The organism is Mycobacterium sp. C31M (assembly GCF_053345865.1).
On sequence record NZ_JBKFAX010000010.1, the window covers coordinates 181,524 to 203,389 of the forward strand.

Below are 21,866 nucleotides of genomic sequence, written 5' to 3' on the forward strand. Positions count from 1 at the left end.
TCCCGAGCCAGCTGGATCTGGTTCTTGATGTCCCGATAGGCCGCCACGCGTGCCATCACCGCGTCGTGTGCAGGGCAGTCCCAGGTGCTGGTGCGATTTGGGATACGCGGTTACAGGCAGATGCCGCACGTTCTCTGCGGGCCTGGGTCGGCGGTTGCGTTGTACAGAGGGAAGCCGATCAGGGACCTGTTGCTCGCCATGTTCGTCGATGTCGACGACTGGATCGCTGACGTTGCCATCACCCAGATACCCGCAGAACTATAGCCACGCTCCTGGGTTGATTGGCGTGCGCAATCTCCCTACTCTGCCGCTGCTACTGCTCGACCGGGTCTGGCGTTCCTTGCCCGTCAGTCTGCGGTGCTACAACTGCGGCATCGATGAGGCCGCCCTCGTATCGACGAATCGTCTCGCGGATCTGGTCTGTGGCCACTTTGTAGATGTCGACCACCGAGCTGATGTCGCGACGGATACCGGCGTCCTTGCCTTGCTCGAACGTCGTCACAAACTTGACGCTCTTGCCGTTGAGGTTGAGCCGAATGATGGGTTTGCGGTTGTTGTCGTCGAGCAGGATCGCGAAGTATGACTTGCTGTCCCTGTAGTGCACGCGTTCGGGTGCCACCTCCGACACGGCGATGGCCCGCACGATGTTGAACCCCTCGAGTTCTTCATCGGTGGTGATCACGCCAGGTTCAGTGATGCCGTCCGGCTGGGTCGCTGGGTCTACCTCCGCGATCGTCGCAGTCCCTATCGGGGGAGTTGGTGCCGGTGCTGCGACAGTCTCGGTCGAGCGGTTGGGGTCGGGTGCGTCGTCTCCGAGCGCGGTCTTCAGCCGGCTGTTTACTTGGTCGCCGATGTACTGGTTTAGCGCCTTTGCGACCAATGGTCGGAACTGGTCGATCACCTTCTGCGTAGTCCGGTTGTCGTACAGGCGATTCGCGAAGAACCGCACCCACTCGTCGGAGGGTTCTTTTACTTCAGCGGCGATGATTCTGCGGATACCGCCGATGTACTTGAGTTCCTCGGCCGCATTGATGACCGAATCAAGATCGAAGGATTCCTTGCAGAACTTCTGGACCTCGGGGACGAGTGTGCGATCCATTTCGAGCAGGTCGAAGATCAGGAACGGCTTCTCATCCATCCGATTTGGCATGTCCCCGTCCGTGTAGACGTGGTACTGCTGACCGTTGGTCAGGATTGCGATGCGTGCAGACGTGACCGCGAAGTATCGGAACAACTGTGAGGCATATCGAAGGTCGAGCGGATCCCCGATCTTCTTGCACTCCATCAAAATCTGGACTTGGCCGTCCTTGAAGATGGCGTAGTCAACTTTCTCGCCCTTCTTGACCCCCACGTCGGCGACGAACTCGGGAACGACCTCAGATGGGTCGAACACGTCATATCCCAGCACGTTGGAGATGAACGGCATGATGAATGCGTTCTTGGTTGCCTCTTCAGTGAGAACAGACTCCCGCATATCTTGAATCTTCTTCGTCATGGTGGCGAGGCCGTCCGAGAACGCCATCCTCTAATCTCCCCCAGATAGTTGGCTATTGCGGCAAACTATAAATGACGTGGTCGATAATATTGCTCTATCGCCCAAAATTGTTGGGGGAGATAAAAAGACCCGCGGCGACATGCTTACCCAGACACGTTGCGAGCGCTCTGCTGCTACCGACTACGTGACGAGTGGCATCTACCCTTCATTATTGGTCGTGGCGAGCTGCGTCAGCTTGGGGTTCGGTAACCCCTTCGCGTGCGAGTGCCTCCATAACCTCGTGCGCCGGCCGCCGGGCATGGCTCCATGGGGCGCCCCGGTGAGTCCGGATGCTTCCCTTGTTGGGAAGGATGGGGTCATGTCAGGTGGTTCGTCGAGGAGGTACCCGCCGGAGCTGCGTGAGCGGGCGGTGCGGATGGTCGCCGAGATCAGCGATCAGCATGAGTCGGAGTGGGCGGCGATGACCGAGGTCGCCCGGTTGTTGGGGGTCGGCACGGCCGAGACGGTCCGCAAGTGGGTGCGTCAGGCTCAGGTCGATTCCGGTGCCCGGCCCGGGATCACGACCGAAGAGTCCGCCGAGTTGAAGAAACTGCGCCGGGAGAACGCTGAATTGCGCAGAGCCAACGCGATTTTGAAGACCGCATCAGCTTTCTTCGCGGCCGAACTGGACCGGCCACACCACTGATCTGCCGGTTCATCGCCGAGCATCAGGGCCACCGAGAGGGCCCGGATGGTCTGCGGTGGGGCGTCCAGTCGATCTGCGCCGAGCTTGTCGGGCTCGGCATCCAGATCGCCCCGTCCACGTACTACGAGCACCTGGGGCGCCGGCCCAGCCGCCGTGAGGTCCGCGACGATGACCTCAAACCCGAAATCGCCCGTATCCATGCCGCCAACTACGGGGTCTACGGAGCTCGCAAAGTGTGGCTGGCGCTACACCGCGAGGGAATCAGGGTGGCCCGATGCACTGTCGAGCGGCTGATGGCCGACCTCGGCCTGCGCGGGGCGGTACGGGGCAAGGTCAGACCCACCACGATCGCCGACCCCGCGGCCACCCGGCCGGCAGACCTGGTGAGCCGCCAGTTCGGACCGCGCGCTCCTGACCGGTTATGGGTAGCGGACCTGACCTATGTGTCGACCTGGTCGGGATTCGCCTACGTCGCGTTCGTTACCGAGGCCTATGCCCGGCGGATCCTGGGCTGGCGGGTGGCGTCGACCATGGCCACCTCGATGGTGCTCGACGCGATCGAACACGCCATCTGGACCCGCCAGCAGCAAGGTGTAGTTGATCTCAAAGATGTTGTTCACCATACGGATAGAGGCTCACAGTACACATCGATCCGGTTCACCGAGCGACTGGCCGAAGCCGGTATCCAACCGTCGGTCGGCGCGGTCGGCAGCTCGTATGACAACGCCCTGGCCGAAACGATTAACGGCCTATACAAGACCGAACTGATCAAACCGCGCAAGCCCTGGCGCACCATCGAGGACCTCGAGCTGGCCACCGCGCAATGGGTCGACTGGTTCAACCACCACCGACTCTACGAGTACTGCGGCGACATCCCACCGGCCGAGCTTGAGGCCGCCTACTACGCTCAACGACAGAGACCAGCCGCAGGCTGAGTTCTCACATTAGGAAGTCTCCGGACTCGCGGGGGCGATTCATGGATCACCGGGGGAGTTACGGTATTGGGAACACTCCACGGCAATGAACGCCGTGCGCCAAGTTGATCTGAGTAGAACGAGGGTTGGCTTTAGGGCCGTCCCTCACTCCTTTATTTAATTGCACGAGAGAGCGCCGGGCTGAGACCTACTGGTCTTGGTCCGGCGCTTCTTCGCGTTGCAGGTTCTTACGCCTGCCGGCCTCCAACGGCTCCCACTGTTCCGGCGTGTAAATGCGCGGATATGGAGTCGTTTCCTCTTTGCGGTGTGCGAATAGCCACCGACGCCGCTCGATGTAGGCGGCGATGCGGCGCTTTGCGGTCCGCGCATATCCGATAGGTCGCATTCTGCGTTCGGATCGGGCACCTAAGCTGTTCGCGGAGTGCCGGTACTGCGACTGCACCAGTCGCCCCGGCGAACTAGGTGCTGGGAGCAATTCAAGTTCCCATGCAATTCCACTGGCATCGAAAAAGTACAGCCAATAGCGCGCACTGATTCTGTACAGGTGATACTTGACCGTAAATCTCTCTGTAGAACCTGACATTAATCGACTTCGTTCGTCACCGATAGCGTAGCGGATATTGTGTGCTCCGCCTCCACCGCTAAAACCTAGCAACTGTTCCTTATGATCCACCATTCTGTAAGCGCCGTGGCCCCGCCACACCATAAAATTTGGGTTCGAATCGGGACCGAACTGCACTTCATCTCTTGTTTCCATTACCTCATTTGCTAGCAATGACTTACCGAAGTCTCTTTCCACCACGAATAATAATTCGAGGGATATAGGCAGGTCTGAGTCGTTTGTGACTGACACCTCAAACACGTCGTTGGGTTCGGGGTGCAAGCTGCCGCGGATCAACCGCGCCTGCGCCTCACGCTTCTTACGTGCATCGAGTCGGTAGAACACCAGGGCGGATATTGCCGCGCCACCCGTAGACAGCGCGCCGATCATGTCGGCTACGGTGCCCCAAACTTGAGCCGAGAACATCGCCCCTGCCAATGTGCGTCAGATGTCACTGTCGAACCGGATAGTAGACGCGCACGGCGATTCACTCGCCCTGGCGCGCCGCCTGACGGTGTGCAGTGGCGCCGTGAGTCGAGTTGGCGCGGCGACGGGGGAGTGGTTGCGATGGCCGCGATAGGTAGGCAGATGTCAGTTCACGTTTAGTTCACGAAACAGAAAAGGTCCGGCATAAACCGGACCTGACCTGCAAGAACTGTGGTGCGCGATACTGGGATTGAACCAGTGACCTCTTCCGTGTCAGGGAAGCGCTCTCCCGCTGAGCTAATCGCGCCGGGATCCAACTTGGAGGTGGAGACGGGAATCGAACCCGTGTGCACGGCTTTGCAGGCCGTTGCCTCACCACTCGGCCACTCCACCATTGGGGTTGATGCCACTGCACCTTCGAGCGGATGACGGGATTCGAACCCGCGACCCTCACCTTGGCAAGGTGATGCGCTACCAACTGCGCTACATCCGCGTGCCTCGGGTGAGATCGTCACCCGGTGCGGAAAGGAACATTAGTCCAACCCCACCAGTAACTACAAATCACCTGAAACACCCAGGTAATCGGGCCTAAAACAGCTGGTAAACCTGACGTGAGATCGAGAAGCCGGCCCCGGTGGCGTCGTCCCGGCACGACATTCCGCTCTCGGCGCTGGTGCAAGACAGCGATCCGCGCGAGATCGACTGCCCGTAGTCGAGCACCTCGGCCCCGCCCAGCGTCGTATCCCCAGCACAGACGAACGTCGCGGCCTCGCCGGGCCCAAATGCGATGCCCTGACCGTAATCAAACTCACAGTCCGCCGGCCGTGGTGGCGGCGTCCAATCCCGCTCGGCGATATCGCAGCGGACGTAGTCGACGTCCAGGACGCACCCCACGTTCCCACTCGGCGACACGAAGTGCGCCAGATCCTGCGCACCGGCCGACGGCGGACACCACACCGCCGCGGCGCCGGCCGCCGCCACCACACCCAGCACCCCACGGATCATGGAGCGACCCTAACCGCGAAAGCCCGCTGGTTCCGGGTGAATCAGACCGTCAGCACCATGCGGTAGCGCGCCTTGCCGGTATCCATCGCCGCATAAGCCTCGGCGGCTTGGGTCAGCGGCAGCTCCTGTATGCGGGCGCGCACCCCGGACTGCACCGCGAACTTCATGGTGTCCTCGACATCACGCGCGGTGCCCGACGGATGCCCCTTCACCGACAACCCCGGCGTGATCAGCTGCAGCGGGCTGATCGGCAGCGGGTCCGGCGTCACCCCGACCACGATCAGCTCGCCGCGCGGCAGCAGCCCGCCGACGGTGTCACCCATGGCCTGGGAGTTGGCCGCCGTCGCCAACACCACCGACACCCCGCCGAGCGCCTGCAGCGCGGCGCTGACATCGCCGGCCTTGGAGTCGACGTAGTGGTGCGCGCCGAGATCCAACGCGTCCTGTTCCTTGTCGGCGCCGCGGGCCACCGCGATGGTCTCGAAGCCCATCGCGCGGGCGAACTGCACACCGAGATGCCCCAAGCCGCCGACGCCGAGCACCGCCACCCGGTCGCCTGGCTTGGCCGCGGTCTCGCGCAGCCCGTGGAACACCGTGACACCGGCACATGCCATCGGGGCGGCCTCGGCGAAGGACAGTTCCTCGGGAATGCGGGCCAGCGCGGTGGCCGGCGCGATCACCGACTCGGCGTAGCCGCCCGGGTAGTGCCAGCTGGGGATCTGGCCGTTCTCGCAGTGGATGAAATCGCCCTTGCGGCACTGGGTGCAGTGCCCGCAGTTACCGCCGAACCAGCCGACCGCCACTCGGTCGCCGACGGCGAATTCCTCGACGCCGTCGCCGACCTCGGCGATGGTGCCGGCGATCTCGTGCCCGGGCGTCAGCGGCCACGTCAGGCCCGGGAACGCGCCGTTGACGAATGCGTGGTCGGTGCCGCACACGCCGCACGCCGAGACTGCGATGCGGACATGATCGCGGCCCGGCGAGGTGGTCTCGACCTCGGCGAGTTCCAACGCTGCGCCTGCCGAAGCGACATGTACCGCTCGATGCTGTGCCATCTCATTCCTCACTGTCGGGGTGTGACCTATGTCTACCCGCGCATGGGTCTTCCGACAGTCCGGATTGCGTGAATCTGACGCCACCGTGACCAGGGGATTCCAGCTGGCCGGTATGTGCGTGCTAGTCTTCCTCCTCGTTCCCCGGTCTCGTAGCTCAGGGGGAGAGCGTCCGCCTCACACGCGGAAGGTCACTGGTTCGATCCCAGTCGGGACCACTCAACAAGGCCGCGATGTCATATGCGGCTGGCATGGTGTGCCTCATGGCAGATCTCCGAACGTTCCCGCCCGGGGTGCCCTGCTGGGTGGACACCGAACAACCCGACGTCGGCGCGGCCGCGCAGTTCTACGGTGCGCTGTTCGGGTGGACCTTCCAGGACGCCGTACCCGCCGACGCGCCCGGTACCTATCTGATCGCCGCTCTGAACGGTCGTCCGGCCGCGGCCATCGGACCCGCCACCGGCGGCACGGCGGGGTGGAACATGTACGTCGCCGTCGACGATGCCGACGCATCCGCCCGCCGGGTTCGCGACGCCGGCGGGTCGGTCACCATCGAACCCGCCGAGGCCGGGCCGGGCGGACGACTCGTCGGATGCGCCGATCCGCGCGGTGCGGCGTTCCGGCTGTGGCAGCCGCGCGCTCGCCCAGGAGTGCAGGTGGCCAACGAACCAAGCTCGTGGAACTTCAATACCCTGCACACCGCCGATGCCACCGCCGCGCAGGACTTCTACACACACGTATTCGGCTGGGAATACGACGATTTCGGCTTGATTCGGATGCCTGGATACGGGCAGCATCTGGCCGCGACCATCGACCCGACCATCCTCGAACGGCAATCTGCCGTCGAGGCACCGCCGGGATTCGAGGATGCCGTGGCCTGGGTGGCCACCGCCGATGACGGGGTCGCCGACCACTGGGACATCGCCTTCACCGTGGCCGACTGCGATGCTGCCACGGCGCTGGCGCAGCGGCTGGGTGCCGAGGTGCTCGCATCACAGGACACTGAATGGACCCGCTATTCGGTGATCCGCGATCCACAGGGGGCCGAGTTGGTGCTGAGCCAGTACCTGGGTTGACGCCGCCGCGCCGACTACCGTCGGTCACGTGCCTGCCGACGCCCCGACCATCCTGGCCACCAGCGGTGGCATCGGCCCCGGCCGGCGCACCCGGTTCGGCTTCACCGGCCTCACCGATCTCGCGGTCGATCTGTCCGGGGTGACCGGCAGGGCGCCGAAGGTCTGCTTTGTCGCGACGGCGATGGGCGATGACAAGACGCTGCTGCACCACCTCACCGAAGCCGCGCAGGAACGCGGGTTCGTGCCCTCGCAGCTGTCGCTGTTCCCGATGCCCAATGTCGACGATATCGCCGCCCATCTGCTCGACCAGGATGTCGTGTGGGTGTTCGGCGGCAGCGTCGCCGGCCTGCTGGCGATGTGGCGGCTGCACCGGGTGGATATCGCGCTGCGGGCGGCATGGCAGGCGGGTGTGGTGTTGACCGGCATCTCGGCCGGATCGATCTGCTGGCATGTCGGCGGCACCACCGACTCGTTCGGCCCGGAGCTGCAACCGATCACCGATGGGCTGGGCCTGCTGCCGTACGCCAACGGTGTGCACCACGACTCCGAGGAGTTGCGCCGCCCGCTACTGCGCTCACTGGTGGCCGACGGTGTGCTTACCACCGCCTACGCCACCGACGACGGCGCCGGATTGCTCTATCGCGGTGTCGATTTCGTCGGCGCCTTCGCCGAGAGGTCCACTGCCGGAGCGTATGTCGTCGATGTGTCGGGGGAGACTGCGCTGGATGTCCAGCGGTTGTGACGATGCCCGCCATCGAATTCCGCACCGGCGTCGAAGCCGATTTCGAGTTCTTCTTCGACCTGCACAAGCAGACCCTGGGTCCCTACGTCGACATGGTCTGGGGATGGGCAGATGCCGATCAGCGGGCCTGTATGCAGCGCACGCTCGACCTTTCCACGACGCGGGTGATCGTCGTCGACGGGCGTGACGCAGGACGGCTCGACCTCGAACACCGCGATGACAATGTGTACATCGCACTGCTCGAGATCGCACCGGAGCATCAGGGCCGGGGATCGGCCGTCGCATCATCGGCGATATTCTCGCCGCGGCATTCGCCGACGGCAAGCGTGTGGAACTACGTGTGCTGCACGTCAACACGCGCGCTCACCAGCTGTATCGCAGGCTCGGCTTCACCGAGGTCGGACGGACCGGTACCGCGCCTGCGATCCGCATCGAGATGCGCTCAACCCCGCGGGTGCGGCACGACCAACGGTGAGCCGGTGACCGGGTCGGTGATGACGGTCGCGTCGACGCCGAAGACATTGCGCACCATCTCGGCGGTCACGATGTCATGCGGGGTGCCCTGCGCGACGATCTGCCCGTCGCGCATCGCGATCAGGTGATGGGCATACCGCGCCGCCATGTTCAGATCGTGCAGGACCAGCACGATGGTGCGGTCGTGCTGGCGGTTGACCGACGACAGCAGACCCAACACGTCGAGTTGATGGGCGAGATCCAGAAACGTGGTCGGCTCGTCGAGCAACATGATCGCGGGATCCTGCGCGAGCGCCAGCGCGATCCAGACTCGTTGGCGCTGCCCGCCGGACAGTTCGTCGATCGGGGTGTCGGCCAGCTCGCCGAGCTCGGTGGCCTCCATCGCTTGGCCGACGGCCGTTTCGTCGGCGGCGCTCCATTGCCGGAACCAGCGTTGGTGCGGATGCCGTCCACGACCGATCAGGTCGGCCACGGTGATGCCGTCCGGTGCGATCGGCTGCTGGGGTAACAGTCCGATCCTGGTCGCCAGGTGCCGGCTGGGAATCTCGGCGAGGTCGCGGCCGTCGAGGTGCACAACACCGCCCTGCGGGGCCAGCAGACGCGCCAGCCCACGCAGCAACGTCGATTTGCCGCAGCCGTTCGGACCGATGATGGCGGTGATCCTGCCCGCCGGCAGGGCGGCACTGACCTCGCCCACCACGGTCCGGCCGCCGTAGCCCAGCTTCAGGTTTTCGGTGGTCAATGAATTCATCCGGCGGCTCCGATCCGGTTGGCGCGGGCGAGCAGGTAGAGCAGAACGGGTGCGCCGATGATGGCGGTGAGGATGCCGACGGGCATTCCCATGGGCGCGAACAGGAGTCGGGCGGTCAGGTCGGCACTCACCACCAGCAGCGCACCGATGGCCGCTGCGGGCGCAAGGCCGGTATGTCGTTCGGCGAGCAGGCGTCGGGCGATCTGCGGGGCGACCAGCGCGACGAACCCGATGGGGCCGGCGGCCGCGGTCGCCATCGCGGCCAACGTCACCGCCACCAGCACCAGAGCCACCTTGTGCGCCTGCCGGCTGCCCAGGGTCCGGGCCAGATCGTCACCGAGCTCGAACAATCGCAGGTGCCTTCCCAGCACCACCAGAGCGGGCACCGCGATCAGCAGGGTGGCCCCGATGACCGCCACATGCAGGGTGCTGCGGTTGGCCAGGCTGCCGGTCAGCCAGACCGCCGCCGTCATCGCCTCGTGCACATCGGCGCGCGTCAGCAGATATGAGATCCCGGAGGTCAGCAGGGCGGCCACCCCGATGCCGACCAGCACCAGCCGAAAGCCATGCAGACCGCGGCGGTAGGCGATCGCGAGGATGGCGGCCGCGGTGATCAATGCACCGAGCAAGGCGCCGACGACCAGCGTCGCCCCGCTGCCGCCGAGCACGGTCAACACGACCAAGGCCCCCAGCGCCGCACCGGAATTGATGCCGATGACGTCCGGACTGACCAGCGGATTGGATGCGATGCGTTGCAGGATCGCACCCGAGAGCGCAAACGCCGCCCCGACACCGAGTCCGGTGAGCACCCGCGGCAGCCGGTCACCCAGCACGACATCGCGTTCGATGAGGGTGCCGCCACCGGACAGCACGTTCGCCGCGTCGCGCACCGAGATCGGAAATTCGCCGAGCGTCAGCGATACGGCGGCCACGACAACTGCTGCGGCCCAGGCGATCACGGTGATGACGGCCGCGGTGCGGCTGAACCGCAAGGCCAGGCCACCGGCCACGACGGTACTCACAGCCCGGACACCTTCCGGTTGCGGACCAGGTAGAGAAAGAACGGCGCACCGGCCAGCCCGGTGATGATGCCGACCTGAAGCTGCTGCGGTGACACCAGGATTCGGCCGAGAATATCGGCGGCCAGCAACAGCGTCGGCGCCAACACCACCGTCCACGCCATGATCCAGCGGTAGTCCGGTCCGGTGATCAACCGTGCGATATGGGGCACCACCAACCCGATGAACCCGATCGGGCCGGCGATCGCGGTGGCCGCCCCGGCCAACAGGATCACGGCGACGGCGGCGGTGATGCGGGCCGACCACAACCGGGCACCGAGGTTGCGGGCCATATCGTCGCCCAGTGCCACCACATTCAGGGTGCGACTGGTGACGATCGCGGCGAGCATCCCGGCGACGATGAACGGGGTCACCGCGGCCAGCGATGTGCCGTCGGCGCGGGTGAGCGATCCGACCACCCAGAACCGGAAATCGTCCAGGGTGCTGGCATCCAGCAGGGTGATCGCCGAGGTGATCGCGCCGACGAAGGCGGTGAACGCCGCCCCGGCCAGTGCGAGCTTGACCGGGGTGGCCCCACCCAGTCCGAGCGATCCCAGGGTGTAGACGAACACCGCCGCGACGGCCGCTCCGGCGAAGGCGAACCAGACATAACCGCTCGCCGAACTGACGCCCGCGAACGTCATCGCGAGCACCACCGCCAGTGCGGCGCCGGAGTTGATACCGAGGATGCCCGGACCGGCCAGCGGATTGCGGGTGATGCCCTGCATGACGGCACCGGCGACGCCCAGTGCGGTCCCGGCGAGGATGCCCGCGACCGTCCGGGGAATCCGGATGTGCGCGACGATCCGATCCAGATCGGTTGTGGCGGGCCGGGATACCGCGGCCACCACATCGGCGATGGTGACCGTGAAGTTGCCGATCAGGACCGAGGCCAGGGCCACCGCGACGAACACCCCGCCTGCGACAACAAGTCCCAGCAGCCGGTTCCAGCCGCCCTGCAGCACACCGCGGCGGATGTCAGTTGACCCGGTCGGGATGCAGGATCGACGCCACCACCTCGACCGCATGGGCGGCCCGGACACCGGCGGCCCGATCGGAGAACAGATAGGGGTGCACCTGCTCGTTGCGCACCGCGGCCACCCCGGCCAGCGCAGGATTGGCCGCCAGCGTGGCGGCCTCCTGCGCGCCGCTTTCGGCGGTGTAGGAGATATCGCAGCAGACGCTGGTGAGGATGACGTCGGGGTCGCGGCGGATGATCTCCTCGATGTCGACATCGACGTGGCGGCGCTGGGTCAGGTCGGCGAAGGCGTTCACCCCACCGGCATGCTCGATGATCTGGGTGCCGAAGTCGATACCACCGGCCACCCGGTAGCCGCCGTCGTCATCGATCAACATGATCGCCACCGACGGCCGGTCCGCGCCCGCGACAGCCTCCTCGACCGCGTCGATCCGCGCCTGCTGGTCGGCGATGACCTCTTCGGCACGATCCTCGGCGCCGAAGATCGTGCCGAGGTCGCGCAGGTCCTGATAGATGGTGTCGACCCGCACCGCGGCCGGGTCGATGGCCTCATCGGACAGGCCGTCCTCGCTGGGGCACAGCGGGCTCAGAATCCAGGACTGGATGCCCAACTCGGACAGGCTGGCCCGGGTGCCGACGCTGGTGTCGCCGCTGCCCTCGGAGAAGACGTTGTTGTAGCCCGACAGCACGAAGTCCGGGTTGGTGGCCAGCAGGCCGTCGCGGCTCGGCAGCTGCGGCACATAGGGCACCTGCTGCTGGGCGTCGGTGTATTCGGGCAGCACCTGCGAATCGAGGAACGCGGTCCCGACCAGGCGGTCGGAGATGCCGAGCGCGTGCGCGATCTCGGTCGCCGGCTGATACGCGGCGTACACCCGCTCGGGTGGCCCGCTGACGCTCACGTCGATGCCGCAGTTCTCGACGGTCACCGCCTCGGCGGATGCTTCGCCTGTCGGCTCGGAGGTGTCGCTCGCGCAGCTCGCGACGGTAGCGATCACGAATGCCGCGGCAACCGCGGCACGGGTGGGGGACAACGAACGGGCCACGGTCAGCCAGCCTCTCCAGATCCTCGTGGATGGGGTACTTCTGTGCCGTGGCCGGTCTCCTGGCTGACGGGTATGACGCGACATCCCAACCTTCCCAAGACCGGTCGGTCTCAGTGGCCCACCGCGCGGACGCGGCGGAAAGGGAGGTAGCAATTCCCGATCACAGTGGCGAGGGCCGCGCCGGTTTCACACCGGCTTCCCGTTCACCACGGCTGATTGGAGGCTAGCACTCAGCCGGCCGCCCATTGTTTGGCGTCGTCGAGTCGGTCGAGTCCGAACACCGAGATCTCGCCGGGGTAGAGCCAGCCGATGGCGTGGATGGTGTGGGTGATCCATTCGCGGTCGGCCACCACGGCGATGCGTTTGAACGCCGAGTGATGATGCAGCAGTGCACCGAGGCCCATCTTGAGATCCTCGGTCAACCCGCCGGGTCCGAACCCCTCGTAATCGGGCTCGATGACTTCGACGATCCGGATCTCGCCGGCTTTGGCGATCTGGTCCATGGTGGGCTGGAACGCCCGCATCTGTTCCCCGTCGATACGGCCGGACACCCGGATGCCGGTCACCCCGGCCGGCATGTCGGTCAGCACTTCGATCATCGGTTCAGCATCCTCTTCTGTTATGAACGACGGGTGGAAATGGTGGCCACCGCGCCCGCGACGACGGGACCGGCCGATATCGGCGCCTGGGCAGCACGTGTGGAACGTCTCGGATTCGACACCATGCACGTCTCGGAGACCATCCACGACCCGTTCGTGGTCGCCGCGCTGGCGTTGCAGGCGACCCGCACCCTGAGCGTGCGCACCAGCATGGTGCTGGCCTTCCCGCGCAGCCCGATGATCACCGCGTGCTCGGCCTGGGATCTGGCCCGGCTGTCCGGTGGCCGGTTCCAACTGGGTATCGCCTCGCAGGTGCGCGGCAACATCGTCGGTCGCTTCTCGGCGCAATGGTCCGAACCGGTGGCCCGGCTCGCCGACTACATCCGTGCGCTGCGGGCGATCTTCCACGCCTTCCAAACCGGTGCTGCCCTCAATTACGTTGGTACGCACTACGCATTCGACAGGCTGCAGCCGTACTTCAATCCCGGCCCGCTCGAGGGCGCGCCTCCGCAGATCTGGTGCGGCGGGGTCAATGAACGCATGGTGGCGATGGCTGGACAACTGGCCGACGGCTTCGTCTGCCACCCCACCAGTTCGCACCCGACGATCCTGCGCACCCGGACCGTGCCCGCGCTGGCCGGCACGAGGTTGATCGCCAACCCGCAGCCGGTGGCGGCCGCGACGGCCGAGGGTGTGCGTGAATTGCGGGACGTCCGCCGCGACGAGCTGCGTTTTCTGTACCGCACGCCGGCCTACCGCAGGCAGCTGGAACTCATCGGGGTCACCGACCTCGGCGGGCTCGAAGCGTTGATCCCGCAGGGCACCTACGACGAGATCCCCGCGGTGCTCGGACAGTGGTACGCGGGACTGTGCGACGGGCTGACCATCGCCGTGCCGGACACCGACGACGCGGCGCTGACCGAGCTGGTCCGGCAATGTCGGATGATTCCAACCCTGTCGGATCCGGCCGCGCGATAGGACGATGGTCCGCGTGTCCGCAACACTGCTCGCCCAACTGGTCGCACCGGCCATCGTGGTGGCCTGGTCGCCGATGAAGGTCATCCCGGCCCTGGTGCTGGTGTTCAACGCGCCCCGACCGCGGGCCGCCGGACTGGCGTTCCTGATCGGTTCGTTGGTCGGGCAGGCTGCGGCGACGGTGTTGTTCCTCCGCGCCCCGGAACTCGTCGACCGGATCGACCCGAGGCCGACGCCGACGCTCGGCTGGATCCAGATCGCCCTGGCGGCAGCGATGTTCGCCGCGGCCGGCTACACCTGGTCACGTCGCCACACCGTGCTGCGGGCGCCGCGCTGGCTGATCGCGCTGACCCGGATCACCCCGCTGGCCGCCGGTGCGCTGGGTGCGGTGCTGGTGTTCACCAACTTCAAGGTGATGGCCGCCAACGCGACGGCGGGTTACCTGATCGGTTCGGCGGCCGTCAGTTTGGCGGCCACCGGGGTCGCAGTGCTGTTGTACACCGCGGTGGCCACCTCGACGATCGCCATTCCCGTCGCCGGGTACCTGTTCGCGCCGGCGATGGTCGATCGCTGGCTGGCCGCCGCCCGGAGCCGGCTGGCCCGCCACCAGACCCGCGCCACCACCGCCGCGCTGGTGCTGATCGGTGCGGCGATGGTGGTCCTGGGCATCGCCACCATCGCCGCATGACGATCAGTGCGCGGGGACGTCGCGCACCGGTTGTGCCGCGACCAGAGCGGTATCGACACCGACACGTCCCACCGCCCGCGCACCACCCGGCGCCCCCAACGGTGCTTCCCGTCCGGGCAGCACGGAGGTGAAAAAGGCCGCGTTATCGGCCATGTACGGCAGCTCGTCCTCGTCGAGGTCGGTCTCGTAGACGATCGCGTCGACCCGGCAGGCGATGCTGCAGGCCCCGCAGTCGACGCACTCGTCGGGGTTGATGTACAGCGAGCGGGCGCCCTCGTAGATGCAGTCGGCCGGGCACTCGGCCACACACGATTTGTCCATCACATCGATACACGCGGAGCCGATCACGTAGGTCATGATTCGACACTAGAAATCGCCGCCCGGCGCGCGCCGGAGTCCAAGGGCACCACAGGAAAGGACTTTGGTCCCTAACTCAGGAAGCGCTGCGTGTATCCCGCAAACCGTTGCCGCAGATCATCCTCGTCGAGGCCGAACATCTGCGCCGAGGTCGCGACCCGGCCCAGCCGGCCGCGTTGGTGGCCCTGCAGATAGCCGGTGATCGCGCTGCGCACCGGTGCGTCGAACGATTCGCCGGCCAGCCCGTACAGCCGCTCGGCGGTGCCCAGCTCGTCAGCCATGAAACCGTCGAACCGGATGTCGAGAGACCGATCCGGACCGATGTTGTCGCGTTGGCGCACACAGGCATCCAGCAGGTTGCCCAGTCGATCGACCCAGGCCGCCGCGATGCCCGGCACATCGACCCGGTCGGTGTACATGCGAGCGCTGTAGGTGATCATCGCGATCATCGACACCGCGACCGGCACCGGGTCGCGATGGGTGAAACACACCACCACATCGGGGAACACCGCGTCGAGCACCCCGATCTGTTCGAGGTGCTGCGGCGATTTCAGGACCCAGCGGCGCCCGCCGCGCAGGAACTGCAACGCCTTGAGTTGGGTGCGCAGGTACTCATACGATCCGGTCTGATCCTGGGACCGGTAGTAGGTGGTCCAGCGTGGCACATCGACCAGCGTCTCCATCAGCATGGTGGAGAAATCGTTGGCCAGCAGCTGGATCTCCTCGTGCACATGGTCGGTGGTCATCTCGTGCATCAGCGCGAAATGCGGCATCAGGATGTCCATCACCTGCACCGCCATGTCCATCCGGGTGACCCGGGGATCGGGGACCTGACCCGCCTCGGCCGGCAGCGGGAACGGCTCCACCCCCTCCCAGTAAGGCAGGCTGCGGAACGTCGGCGCGGCCGCCAGCAGGTTGTGCAGATGGGTGGTGCCGGTACGCGGCAACCCGGCGATGACCACCGGCGCCAGGAGATGGACCTCGTGGATCTCGGGATGGCGGGTCAGCAGATCGGTCAGCAACAGCCGGTTCTTGAGCCATTGCACCAGCTGGGAATGGAAGTTCACGATGCCGGGGCCGTGCATGTCGACATCGCGCAGTTCGGCGACGTAGCGGTCGAGGCGCTCGCGGTAGTCCTCAGGCCCGAAGTCGGTCAGCCCGGTATCGGCACTGGCGCGGGCGTGCAGCACATCCGAGTTGAGCGGGCATTCCGCGGCCAGGCTGCTCATCAGATCACGGATCTGTTGTGCCGCATCGCTGTAACGAGGTTCGGCAAGGTCGTCGAGTTCGACGATGGCGGGTGTGGTGTCGGTCACAGCGAGTTATGTTACTCTCAGTCACGTAATGAAAACAGAGATTGGGCGACCCCGAAATCCACGCATCGACGACGCCGTGCTGGCGGCCACCGTCGAGTTGATGGGGGAGACCTCCTATGCCGAACTGACCGTCGGGGCGATCGCCGCCCGGGCGGGCACCAGCAAGCCGGCCATCTACCGGCGCTGGACCACCAAAGCCTCCCTGGTGCACGAAGCGGTGTTCCCGCTCGGTGTGGACACCGAATTGCCCGCTACGGGTTCGCTTCTCGGTGACATCCGTGAGATGTTGCGGCGCACCCTGGCGATCCTGAGCACGCCCGCGGCGCGCGCCGCGCTGCCCGGGCTGGTCGGTGAGATGGCGGCTGACCCGGCGCTGCACACCGCGCTGCTGGTGCGGTTCGGCGACATCCTGGTGCGCGATCTGGGCGCCTACCTCGACGCGGCGGTGACTCGTGGCGAGGTGCGCCCCGATGTCACCGCGGCCGATCTGGCCGAGTCGATCGCCGGTATGACCCTGCTGGCGCTGCTCACCCGCGGCGCGGCCCCCGACGATGCGTGGATCGAGCGCACCGTCGTCTTCATAGTGAAAGGAATCGGTGCGTGACCCATCAATCCACCCAGGCCTGGCGGGATCTGCTCGACACGCTGCGCGGACTGGACGACGCGTTCATCGCCGGTCCCAAGGCCGTCACAGACGACCGGCATATCGGCGACGGGTACCGCATGTTGGCGACCACCTTGGGTGTCGCGCTGGACACCTACCTGTTCGCCGACCCCAGTCGTCCCCAGTGGCTGGAGGTGAACTCACCGTGGCGCCCGGACCGACGCTGGGGCGGGGACAACACCGACGCGATCTACTACATCTGCCCGGTCGATCCCGCGCGGCGCTACCGGATCAGCGGCAATCGCGGTGACAGCGTGTATTTCTCGGTGACCGCCTACAACGAACCGTCGCCGGGAGCCTGGTCGGACCGCATCGTGACACTGCTGCGTGACGACGATATGCAGTTCGACGCGGACGGGAACTTCTCCTTCGAGATGGGTCCGCTACCGGATGCCGCCGTCCTGATGACCCGCGACTATCAGGCTGATCCGCACACCGGGCGGCGTGTCACCTGGGATATCGAAGCGTTGACCGAGCCCGATCCGTTCCGGCACGGCGATGACGAGACCGCCGCCGCGCTGCGCGCCACGACCGCCTGGATGAAGACGATGTTCGCGATCGTGCCGATGGCCGTCGGGGTCCGCAACGACGACGCGCACAACCTCGGTCACTCGACCGAAATGGTGGCCAACGACTTCGCGGCGCCATATCAGGTGCCGGACTTCAACTTCGGCTGGTCGGCACGGGACGCCTGTTACTCCTACGGCAGTTTCGACCTGGCCGAGGACGAGGCGTTGGTGATCACCCACCGACCGCCGCAGTGCCGATTCTGGAACCTGGTCGTCTGGAACCAGTTCATGGCGGTGCCCGGGGTGCGGGACGCCCGCAGCTCGGTCAACGGGCACACCGCGATACCCAACGCCGACGGCACCGTCACCGTCGTGGTGTCCCGAGGCGTCACCGCGCACCCCAATTCGCTGACCACACTGGACTATCCGCGTGGCACGCTGGCCTTCCGGTGGTTTCTTGCCGATCAGGTACCGGTCAAACCGGATGTGCGGCTGGTCAAGGTGGACGCGGCGCCGACGGAGGTCTCGTAGCCGTCGAGCCCGAGATGCTCACGTAGCGTGGACCCTTCGTAATCGGTGCGGAACACACCACGCTCCTGCAGCAGCGGCACCACGGTGTCGACGAACGGATCCAGCCCACCCGGGGTGACATGGGGCACCAGGATGAATCCGTCGCTGGCATCTTCCTGCACCAGGGTGTTGATCTGCTCGGCAACGGTATTCGGTGAACCGACGAAATTCTGCCTGCCGGTCACCTCGATGATCAGCTCACGGCTGGACAGTTTGTCGGCTTCGGCCCTGGCCCGCCACTCGTTGGCGACGGCCACCGGATCGCGGTGCATGCGCACACTGGCCCGGCCGCGGGCGATGGTGTTCTCCCCGACGATCGGGTCGACCGAGGGCAGCGGCCCGTCCGGGTCGTGATCGGACAGGTCACGATTCCACAGCTGCTCCAGGAACTTGATCGCGGTGGCGGGGGAGACCTGCGCCAGCCGCACCTCGTGCGCGATATCGGCGGCCTCGCCATCGGTGTCGCCGAGCACGAAGGTGGCGGCGGGCAGGATCAGCAGCTGATCATGGCGGCGGCCGTAGCGGGCCAATCGCCCCTTCACGTCGGCATAAAAGGCCTGTCCCTCGGTCAATGTTCCGTGCCGGGAGAAGATCGCGTCGGCTGCCCGGGCCGCGAACTCGCGGCCGTGATCGGAATCGCCGGCCTGGAAGATGACCGGCCGACCCTGTGGGCTGCGCGGCACATTGAACCGGCCGCTGATATCAAAATGCCGGTCCTGGTAGGCGAATCGACCGGGACTGCCGGTGGTCAGGAACTCACCGGAGTCCTTGTCGGCGATGATCTCGTCACCGTTCCACGAATCGAACAGGGTGTGCGCCGCGGACAGAAAACTCTCCGCCCGCGAATACCGGTCATCCTCGGCGAGGAACCCGCCGCGGCGGAAGTTCTCCCCGGTGAACGCATCCCAGGAGGTGACGACATTCCAGGCTGCCCGGCCATCGGACAGATGGTCCAGCGAGGCGAACTGGCGCGCCACCTCGTAGGGCTCGTTGAAGGTCGAATTGATGGTGCCGGTCAGACCGAGTCGCTCGGTGACCGCGGCCAACGCCGCCAACACCGTGAAGGTGTCCGGCCGGCCGACGACGTCGAGATCGTAGATCTGCCCGCCCTGTTCGCGTAGCCGCAGGCCCTCGGCGAGGAACAGGAAATCGAACTTGCCCCGCTCGGCGGTCTGCGCGAAATGCACGAACGAATCGAATTCGATGTGACTGCCCGAGGCCGGGTCGCTCCACACCGTGGTGTTGTTGACACCCGGGAAATGCGCGGCGAGATGAATCTGCTTGGTCATGAGGCGTACCGATCTGCGGGGCGGGACAGTCCGAGGCGGGCGCGCAGGGTGGACTCTGCATACCCCGTGCGGAAGACGCCGCGGCGTTGTAATTCGGGCACCAGCGCGCCGGTGATCTGTTGCAGGTCATGCGGTATCCCCGCGGGCCGCAGCCGGAAACCGGTGAGGCCGGTGGTGTGCCGGTCGATCAGCAGGTCGGCCAATTGTGTCGGGGTGCCGACGAAGATCTCGGCATCGCTGATGTAGCCACGACCGAGGTGGCTGTCGAGGCGTTCACGGTGCGCGGCCGCGGCCGCCGGTGACTCGCCCAGGAACACCACCAGGTCGGCGAACAGCTGCACATCGGTGAATCCGCTTACCAGACTCTCGGTTTCGGTCCGGTCAGCCGGGGTGAGGAAGCCGATATCGGTGGAGGAGGCGATGAGGCGATGGGCCGGTTCACCGTGGCCGAGGGCGGCCACCAGCGGCTGGCCCTGCGGCGGCCGCGGTGTGATCGACGGGCCCTTCACCGAGAACCAGCGGCCCTCGAAATCGATGTAGTGCACCTTGTCCCGGTCGATGAACCGGCCGGTCGCCGAGTCCCTGATCTCGGCATCGTCCTCCCAGCTGTCCCACAGCCGCCGCAGCACCTCCACGTAGTCGGCGGCCTCCGCCAGCGCATCCTCGGCGATGGCACGGCCGAAATGGCCCGCCGATTCGGGGTTGCTCGACACCTGCACGCGGACACCGGCGCGGCCGTTGCTGACAAAATCCAAGGTGGCGATCGCTTTGGACAGGTGGAAAGGCTCGGTATGGGTGGTGATCGCCGTCGGGATGAGGCCGATATGGCGGGTGCGTGGCGCCAACCGGGCGGCGATCTGCACCGCGTCGACGCGGCCGCGCACCCGGTCGGTGCGGGTGTCCGGATTGAACGGATGGTCGGACTGCAGGGCCAGGCCATCCTCGATGGTGACGAAGTCGAGCAGGCCGCGTTCGGCCTCGACGACCAGGTCGGTCCAGTACGCGGCGCTCAGCAGCTCGGTGGGGCGTGCATCGGGTTCGCGCCAGGCCGCCGGATGCCAGCCGGCGCCGTCGAGCGCCACGCCGAGGTGGATAGGGGGAACAGCCACGAAATCTCCTCACACTGCCGGTGCGGTCTTGCCGGGCACAACGGGCGGCGGCTGCCCGGCATTCCGCCGCGTCCGCGCCCGCGCGTCCAGTCTGCCCGCTCGACCAGCGCATTCAAGAGATGCGCGCACCCTGATTTCGTCGGACGTCAGGTCGAGGCGGCGACCTGTTCGCGGGTCGTGAACAGCTGCCGGAAGGTCTGCGGCTCGGCGGGCAGCGGGGTGAAGTAGCCGGCCCGCTGCAACGCCGGCAGCAACTGCCCCGTGATGGTGTCCAGTCCGCCCGGGTAGTGGGTGGGCCAGATGTTGAATCCGTCGGTCAACTGCGCGTCGTACCGCTCGGCGAATGCGGCGACGACATCGTCGACGGTACCCACCACGGTCCAGTGCCCGTTGGTGTTGGCCACGTAGTCGACCAACTCCTCCAGGGTGTACCCCTCGTCGACGGCCAACCCCTTGAAGATGTCGTAGCGGCCCTGCCTGCGCAGGATGTCCTCGGATGACGGGATGATCGCGGGGTCGATCGTGTCGGTGCGCGACAGCCCCGACAGGTCCGCTCCACCCAGCAGCGCCGAGACACGTTGACGTCCGGCCTCGAAATCGCTGGGCTCACGCAGCGCAGTGGCCAGCTCCCTTGCCTCGCTGCGGGTGTCGGCGATGATCGGGATGACGCCGGTGACGACCGTCGGACGGGTCCCGTCGGTGCGGTGTGTGCGGGCCCGGTCGCGCAAGTCGTTGAAGTAGTCCTCGGCGATCCGCTTGCTGGGCTGCACGGAGTAGACGAAATCGGCCACCTCGGCCGCGAACTGGCGGCCCAGATCCGAGCTGCCCGCGGCGCCGATACCGGGTAGATCCTGCGGTGACCGCGGCAGATTCAGCGGTCCGGCCACCCGGAAGTGTTCGCCCTCATGGTCGATCGTGCGGACCCGGTCGGGCCGGTAGTACAGGCCCGAGTCGGTGTCCTCGATGACGGCGTCGGTATCCCAGCTGGTCCACAGCTTGCAAAGGACATCGGTGAACTCGTGTGCCCGTGCGTAGCGGTCCTGCGGACGGGGCAGCGTGCCGCCGTAGTTCAGTTCGCCGGTGAACGAGGTCACCAGGTTCACCCCGATCCGGCCGCCGCTGAGATTATCCAGCGAGTTGATGGCACGCGCGACGGTGTAGGGCTCGTTGAAGGTGGTGGACACGGTGGGGATCAACCCGATCCGGCTGGTGCGCGCCGCGATCGCGGCCAGCAGGGTCAGCGGCTCGAAGGCCCGCGGCACCTGCCGCGCCGCATCCAGGGACAGTCCGTCGGCCAGTAGCAGAGCGTGCACTCCGGCCCGTTCTGATTCTTGGGCCACCCGCAGGTAATGGTCGAAGGACTCCAGGTAGCGGCGGCCCGGCGGCACCCATTTCCAAGCGTTGTGCTGGCCGGTGCCCAGCATGATCGTGTAGCGCGGTGTCTCAGACAACTGGCGGACCTTTCCGT

Annotated in this window: 22 protein-coding genes, 4 tRNA genes and 1 riboswitch; of the genes, 9 read left to right on the forward strand and 17 right to left on the reverse strand. The window is 66.1% G+C overall.

Annotated elements, in window-relative coordinates; translation table 11 throughout:
* Window positions 1-313: 313 nt before the first annotated feature.
* Complete coding sequence (locus ACLBYA_RS17070) at window positions 314-1,522, reverse strand: type I restriction endonuclease (RefSeq protein ID WP_447710609.1); 1,209 nt, start codon at window positions 1,520-1,522, stop codon at window positions 314-316.
* Between the two features lie 331 nt (window positions 1,523-1,853).
* Here ACLBYA_RS17070 and ACLBYA_RS17075 point away from each other — a divergent pair.
* Window positions 1,854-3,115 (forward strand): IS3 family transposase gene (locus tag ACLBYA_RS17075; RefSeq protein ID WP_447710610.1). Its coding sequence is split into 2 segments (ribosomal slippage): window positions 1,854-2,178 and window positions 2,178-3,115, totalling 1,263 coding nucleotides; the frame shifts between segments, so codons are not numbered across the junction.
* Window positions 3,116-3,302: 187 nt separating this feature from the next.
* Here ACLBYA_RS17075 and ACLBYA_RS17080 read toward each other — a convergent pair.
* From ACLBYA_RS17080 to ACLBYA_RS17105, 6 genes are all read right to left on the reverse strand, one after another.
* A complete protein-coding gene (locus ACLBYA_RS17080; RefSeq protein WP_447710611.1) occupies window positions 3,303-4,106 on the reverse strand; it encodes a hypothetical protein in 804 nt (267 codons plus the stop codon).
* 268 nt (window positions 4,107-4,374) lie between these two features.
* Window positions 4,375-4,449: transfer RNA gene (locus tag ACLBYA_RS17085), tRNA-Val, on the reverse strand.
* 12 nt (window positions 4,450-4,461) lie between these two features.
* Window positions 4,462-4,535: transfer RNA gene (locus tag ACLBYA_RS17090), tRNA-Cys, on the reverse strand.
* A gap of 27 nt (window positions 4,536-4,562) precedes the next feature.
* Window positions 4,563-4,635 (reverse strand) — tRNA-Gly (locus ACLBYA_RS17095).
* A 95-nt stretch (window positions 4,636-4,730) separates the two neighbouring features.
* Complete coding sequence (locus ACLBYA_RS17100; protein ID WP_447710612.1) at window positions 4,731-5,147, reverse strand: DUF6636 domain-containing protein; 417 nt, start codon at window positions 5,145-5,147, stop codon at window positions 4,731-4,733.
* 41 nt (window positions 5,148-5,188) lie between these two features.
* Window positions 5,189-6,202, reverse strand: coding sequence for an alcohol dehydrogenase catalytic domain-containing protein (locus ACLBYA_RS17105; protein ID WP_447710613.1), 1,014 nt, complete (start codon window positions 6,200-6,202; stop codon window positions 5,189-5,191).
* A 143-nt stretch (window positions 6,203-6,345) separates the two neighbouring features.
* On the opposite strand from ACLBYA_RS17105, the gene ACLBYA_RS17110 reads away from it, so the two are divergent.
* The 4 genes from ACLBYA_RS17110 (at window position 6,346) to ACLBYA_RS17125 (ending at window position 8,492) form a co-directional block, all read left to right on the forward strand.
* Window positions 6,346-6,417: transfer RNA gene (locus tag ACLBYA_RS17110), tRNA-Val, on the forward strand.
* Window positions 6,418-6,462: 45 nt separating this feature from the next.
* Window positions 6,463-7,275, forward strand: coding sequence for a VOC family protein (locus tag ACLBYA_RS17115; protein WP_447710614.1), 813 nt, complete (start codon window positions 6,463-6,465; stop codon window positions 7,273-7,275).
* A 28-nt stretch (window positions 7,276-7,303) separates the two neighbouring features.
* Window positions 7,304-8,017, forward strand: coding sequence for a Type 1 glutamine amidotransferase-like domain-containing protein (locus ACLBYA_RS17120; protein ID WP_447710615.1), 714 nt, complete (start codon window positions 7,304-7,306; stop codon window positions 8,015-8,017).
* A 271-nt stretch (window positions 8,018-8,288) separates the two neighbouring features.
* Entirely contained in the window at window positions 8,289-8,492 is a 204-nt protein-coding gene (locus tag ACLBYA_RS17125) for a hypothetical protein (RefSeq protein WP_447710671.1), read from the forward strand.
* Here the strand turns inward: ACLBYA_RS17125 and ACLBYA_RS17130 are convergent.
* The 5 genes from ACLBYA_RS17130 to ACLBYA_RS17150 form a co-directional block, all read right to left on the reverse strand.
* Entirely contained in the window at window positions 8,460-9,242 is a 783-nt protein-coding gene (locus ACLBYA_RS17130) for an ABC transporter ATP-binding protein (protein WP_447710616.1), read from the reverse strand. The genes ACLBYA_RS17125 and ACLBYA_RS17130 overlap by 33 nt on opposite strands.
* On the reverse strand, window positions 9,239-10,264 hold the full coding sequence (locus ACLBYA_RS17135) for a FecCD family ABC transporter permease (protein WP_447710617.1): 1,026 nt from the start codon (window positions 10,262-10,264) through the stop codon (window positions 9,239-9,241). Before ACLBYA_RS17135 ends, ACLBYA_RS17130 begins: the two co-directional genes overlap by 4 nt.
* Window positions 10,261-11,265, reverse strand: coding sequence for a FecCD family ABC transporter permease (locus ACLBYA_RS17140; protein WP_447710618.1), 1,005 nt, complete (start codon window positions 11,263-11,265; stop codon window positions 10,261-10,263). The genes ACLBYA_RS17135 and ACLBYA_RS17140 overlap by 4 nt, the downstream gene beginning before the upstream one ends.
* Before the next feature lie 13 nt (window positions 11,266-11,278).
* Window positions 11,279-12,322: an ABC transporter substrate-binding protein gene (locus tag ACLBYA_RS17145; RefSeq protein ID WP_447710619.1), complete on the reverse strand. Its 1,044-nt coding sequence runs from the start codon at window positions 12,320-12,322 to the stop codon at window positions 11,279-11,281.
* Between the two features lie 32 nt (window positions 12,323-12,354).
* Window positions 12,355-12,548: riboswitch (cobalamin riboswitch) on the reverse strand.
* A gap of 4 nt (window positions 12,549-12,552) precedes the next feature.
* On the reverse strand, window positions 12,553-12,921 hold the full coding sequence (locus tag ACLBYA_RS17150; protein ID WP_447710620.1) for an STAS/SEC14 domain-containing protein: 369 nt from the start codon (window positions 12,919-12,921) through the stop codon (window positions 12,553-12,555).
* Window positions 12,922-12,930: 9 nt separating this feature from the next.
* Between ACLBYA_RS17150 and ACLBYA_RS17155 the strand changes: the two genes are divergently transcribed.
* Together ACLBYA_RS17155 and ACLBYA_RS17160 are read left to right on the forward strand one after the other, a co-directional pair.
* Window positions 12,931-13,899, forward strand: a complete 969-nt coding sequence (locus ACLBYA_RS17155) for an LLM class flavin-dependent oxidoreductase (protein WP_447710672.1) — start codon at window positions 12,931-12,933, stop codon at window positions 13,897-13,899.
* Between the two features lie 13 nt (window positions 13,900-13,912).
* Window positions 13,913-14,584, forward strand: a complete 672-nt coding sequence (locus tag ACLBYA_RS17160; RefSeq protein WP_447710621.1) for a GAP family protein — start codon at window positions 13,913-13,915, stop codon at window positions 14,582-14,584.
* Window positions 14,585-14,587: 3 nt separating this feature from the next.
* Here ACLBYA_RS17160 and fdxA read toward each other — a convergent pair whose 3' ends face one another.
* Together fdxA and ACLBYA_RS17170 are read right to left on the reverse strand one after the other, a co-directional pair.
* Window positions 14,588-14,941: a ferredoxin gene (gene fdxA, locus ACLBYA_RS17165; protein ID WP_447710622.1), complete on the reverse strand. Its 354-nt coding sequence runs from the start codon at window positions 14,939-14,941 to the stop codon at window positions 14,588-14,590.
* Window positions 14,942-15,012: 71 nt separating this feature from the next.
* The gene (locus ACLBYA_RS17170) at window positions 15,013-16,257 is read right to left on the reverse strand and encodes a sulfotransferase family protein (protein ID WP_447710623.1); all 1,245 of its coding nucleotides are present in this window, start codon (window positions 16,255-16,257) and stop codon (window positions 15,013-15,015) included.
* Window positions 16,258-16,285: 28 nt separating this feature from the next.
* On the opposite strand from ACLBYA_RS17170, the gene ACLBYA_RS17175 reads away from it, so the two are divergent.
* Both ACLBYA_RS17175 and ACLBYA_RS17180 read left to right on the forward strand, forming a co-directional pair.
* Entirely contained in the window at window positions 16,286-16,861 is a 576-nt protein-coding gene (locus ACLBYA_RS17175; protein ID WP_447710624.1) for a TetR/AcrR family transcriptional regulator, read from the forward strand.
* Window positions 16,858-17,961, forward strand: a complete 1,104-nt coding sequence (locus ACLBYA_RS17180) for a DUF1214 domain-containing protein (protein ID WP_447710625.1) — start codon at window positions 16,858-16,860, stop codon at window positions 17,959-17,961. Before ACLBYA_RS17175 ends, ACLBYA_RS17180 begins: the two co-directional genes overlap by 4 nt.
* Here ACLBYA_RS17180 and ACLBYA_RS17185 read toward each other — a convergent pair.
* The 3 genes from ACLBYA_RS17185 to ACLBYA_RS17195 form a co-directional block, all read right to left on the reverse strand.
* Entirely contained in the window at window positions 17,895-19,289 is a 1,395-nt protein-coding gene (locus tag ACLBYA_RS17185) for an NtaA/DmoA family FMN-dependent monooxygenase (protein WP_447710626.1), read from the reverse strand. The two genes, ACLBYA_RS17180 and ACLBYA_RS17185, sit on opposite strands and share 67 nt — an antisense overlap.
* Window positions 19,286-20,398: an LLM class flavin-dependent oxidoreductase gene (locus ACLBYA_RS17190; protein ID WP_447710627.1), complete on the reverse strand. Its 1,113-nt coding sequence runs from the start codon at window positions 20,396-20,398 to the stop codon at window positions 19,286-19,288. The genes ACLBYA_RS17185 and ACLBYA_RS17190 overlap by 4 nt, the downstream gene beginning before the upstream one ends.
* Window positions 20,399-20,544: 146 nt before the next feature.
* Window positions 20,545-21,849, reverse strand: a complete 1,305-nt coding sequence (locus ACLBYA_RS17195) for an NtaA/DmoA family FMN-dependent monooxygenase (protein ID WP_447710628.1) — start codon at window positions 21,847-21,849, stop codon at window positions 20,545-20,547.
* Window positions 21,850-21,866: the final 17 nt, after the last annotated feature.

Excerpts from the sequence above, each read along its gene's own strand:
- ACLBYA_RS17100 (WP_447710612.1), bottom strand. The coding sequence starts at position 5,147 with ATGATCCGTGGGGTGCTGGGTGTGGTGGCGGCGGCCGGCGCCGCGGCG.
- ACLBYA_RS17115 (WP_447710614.1), top strand. The coding sequence starts at position 6,463 with ATGGCAGATCTCCGAACGTTCCCGCCCGGGGTGCCCTGCTGGGTGGAC.
- ACLBYA_RS17105 (WP_447710613.1), bottom strand. The coding sequence starts at position 6,202 with ATGGCACAGCATCGAGCGGTACATGTCGCTTCGGCAGGCGCAGCGTTG.
- ACLBYA_RS17080 (WP_447710611.1), bottom strand. The coding sequence starts at position 4,106 with ATGATCGGCGCGCTGTCTACGGGTGGCGCGGCAATATCCGCCCTGGTG.
- ACLBYA_RS17150 (WP_447710620.1), bottom strand. The coding sequence starts at position 12,921 with ATGATCGAAGTGCTGACCGACATGCCGGCCGGGGTGACCGGCATCCGG.
- ACLBYA_RS17175 (WP_447710624.1), top strand. The coding sequence starts at position 16,286 with ATGAAAACAGAGATTGGGCGACCCCGAAATCCACGCATCGACGACGCC.
- fdxA (WP_447710622.1), bottom strand. The coding sequence starts at position 14,941 with ATGACCTACGTGATCGGCTCCGCGTGTATCGATGTGATGGACAAATCG.
- ACLBYA_RS17130 (WP_447710616.1), bottom strand. The coding sequence starts at position 9,242 with ATGAATTCATTGACCACCGAAAACCTGAAGCTGGGCTACGGCGGCCGG.
- ACLBYA_RS17070 (WP_447710609.1), bottom strand. The coding sequence starts at position 1,522 with ATGGCGTTCTCGGACGGCCTCGCCACCATGACGAAGAAGATTCAAGAT.
- ACLBYA_RS17185 (WP_447710626.1), bottom strand. The coding sequence starts at position 19,289 with ATGACCAAGCAGATTCATCTCGCCGCGCATTTCCCGGGTGTCAACAAC.